At 44.8% G+C, this 2,443-nt stretch carries 2 protein-coding genes; both read left to right on the plus strand.

Annotated elements, in window-relative coordinates:
* Nucleotides 1-1,138: esterase-like activity of phytase family protein (locus F6K49_RS41440; RefSeq protein ID WP_293106955.1), on the plus strand; the 1,138-nt coding region annotated here is incomplete at its 5' end.
* Nucleotides 1,139-1,237: 99 nt separating this feature from the next.
* Entirely contained in the window at nucleotides 1,238-2,347 is a 1,110-nt protein-coding gene (locus tag F6K49_RS41445; protein WP_293106958.1) for an endonuclease/exonuclease/phosphatase family protein, read from the plus strand.
* The last annotated feature ends 96 nt before the right edge of the window (nucleotides 2,348-2,443 follow it).

Below are 2,443 nucleotides of genomic sequence, written 5' to 3' on the forward strand. Positions count from 1 at the left end.
GTCTCGCGGGTTTGAGGGCATGGCATTTAGCCCTGACCGCACCACCTTGTATCCTATACTCGAAGGTGTAGTAGATGGTGACCCAGAGGATGCCCTACGCATCTATAAGTTTGATGTCGCTTCCAGTGAGTACCAAGGTCTGGTAGGATTTTATCGTACCGATGTCCCTGGTCATCCGATTGGTGATTTTACCCCCATCAATGACAATGAGTTCTTAGTCATAGAGCGGGATGGTAAGCAAGGAGACGAGGCTCAATTCAAGAAAATCTTTAAGATTGACTTGTCTGAGATTGATGAAAATGGCTTTGTTGCCAAAGAGGAAGTAGTTGACTTGCTCAACATTCCTGACCCAGATGATGTGAACGGGGATGGGGAACTCACCTTTACCTTCCCATTTGTCACTATCGAAGATGTATTGGTGATTGATCAGAACACGATCTTAGTTGCCAATGACAACAACTATCCTTTCTCCGTAGGACGGGGTCCGGATATTGATAACAACGAAGTTATTCTGATCGAATTAGATCAGCCCCTGGATGTAGATCCTTTATTAGGTCTTCCAGCCCCCAACTTTATCTCAGGTACTCCACAGGGTGATGAAATTGTTGGTGAGCTAGGTAAAGATTTCATTAGTGCTGGTGAAGGCAATGATACCGTTGATGGCGGTCTCGGCAATGACCTGATTAAGGGTCAAGCTGGAGATGATGTATTACAGGGAGACTTTGCTGATAGCACCATTGGCGGAGATGACGTTATCTTCGGTGGCTTAGGCAATGACCGGATTAGCGGCAATCTGGGCAATGACAAACTCTACGGTGGTGCAGGAGATGACTTTATCTTCGGTAATGAAGGTGATGACTTAATCCGAGGTGGATTAGGTAATGACTTCTTGACTGGTGATGACTCTTCTGGTATTAGCGGTAGTGATACCTTTGTCTTAGCTGCTGGAGAAGGTACAGATTTCATTCTGGATTTCCAGCCAGGAGTTGACCTAATTGGTTTAGCTGATGGTTTGACCTTTGGTCAGTTATCCATTGAACAAGATTCGCAAAACGCTCGCATTAGTTTAGACAATCAACTATTAGCAACTTTTGCGATCGCTAATCCTCTAACAGAGGCTGATTTCACGATCATCTAATCCGTTGTCAAACCGGGTAATCCTTGAATTACCCGGTTTTTTGATTGGGTAATAGTTGATAAATAATGCGCTATAATTTTAGGTATAAAAACAATTAATATGTCTAATCTTGATGTTCGCTTTTCTAGCTTTAACGCTTCTTTAAATCGCTCCAATCCAGGGGATTTAATTCAAGATTTATCCACTTCTGATAATGACCAAGCCAAGGCGGTGGCTGAAATTATTCAGCGTGCTAATCCGGATGTATTGCTAATCAATGAATTTGATTTCGATGAGAATGGAGAAGCAGCCAAACTTTTCCAAGATAACTATCTTTCAGTGAGTCAAAATGGTGCGACAGCGATTGATTTTCCCTATGTTTATCTCGCACCTTCTAACACCGGGATTCCTTCTGAATTTGACTTAGATAATAACGGGCAAATTGGCGGGGGTAATGATGCGTTTGGCTTCGGCTTCTTTCCAGGACAGTTTGGGATGGTGCTATTCTCCAAACACCCGATTGATACGGACAATATACGCACCTTTCAAAACTTCCTCTGGAAAGATATGCCAGATGCCTTGCTTCCTATCGATCCAGTTACTGGGGAATCCTGGTACTCTGAGGAAGAATTAGCTGTATTCCGCCTATCTTCCAAGAGTCACTGGGATATTCCCATTAATATCAACGGTGAAACGGTTCACGTTCTCGCTAGCCATCCTACTCCTCCAGTGTTTGATGGTGCAGAAGACCGCAATGGTACCCGTAATCATGATGAGATTCGGTTCTGGTCAGATTATATTACTCCCGGAGCTGGAGATTACATTTATGATGACCAAGGGAACTTCGGTGGTTTGTTGGCAAGCGATCGCTTCGTGATCATGGGAGACCAAAATGCTGACCCCTTTGATGGGGATAGTACTGATAACGCCATCCTGCAAATTCTAGATAACCCCTTGGTGAACACCTCTGTTACACCCTCAAGTGAAGGAGGGGTGGATGCTACCAACCGCCAGGGATTGAATAACCTGACTCATGGAGGTAATCCAGCCTTTGACACCGCTGACTTTGGTGAGGAAAACTTTGGTGGTCCTGGCAACCTGCGGGTGGATTATGTGTTGCCTTCTCAAAATATCCCTATCACTGACGCAACGGTTTTCTGGCCGAAAAGTGATGACCCTGCCTTTGAGCTAGTGGGTGATATTAGAGTCGAACTAGGGGTTCCCCCCTAGAACTCTCCTCCAGAACCGGACATGACTGTTCCCAATCATCCGGCTCCTCCTGGCAACATTGTTATTGCTCTCCTTTGTGGGGATATATTGTTCTCT

It is taken from the genome of Moorena sp. SIO3I6, assembly GCF_010672095.1.

Coding starts and splice junctions, on each gene's coding strand:
- F6K49_RS41445 (WP_293106958.1), top strand. CDS start 1,238: ATGTCTAATCTTGATGTTCGCTTTTCTAGCTTTAACGCTTCTTTAAAT.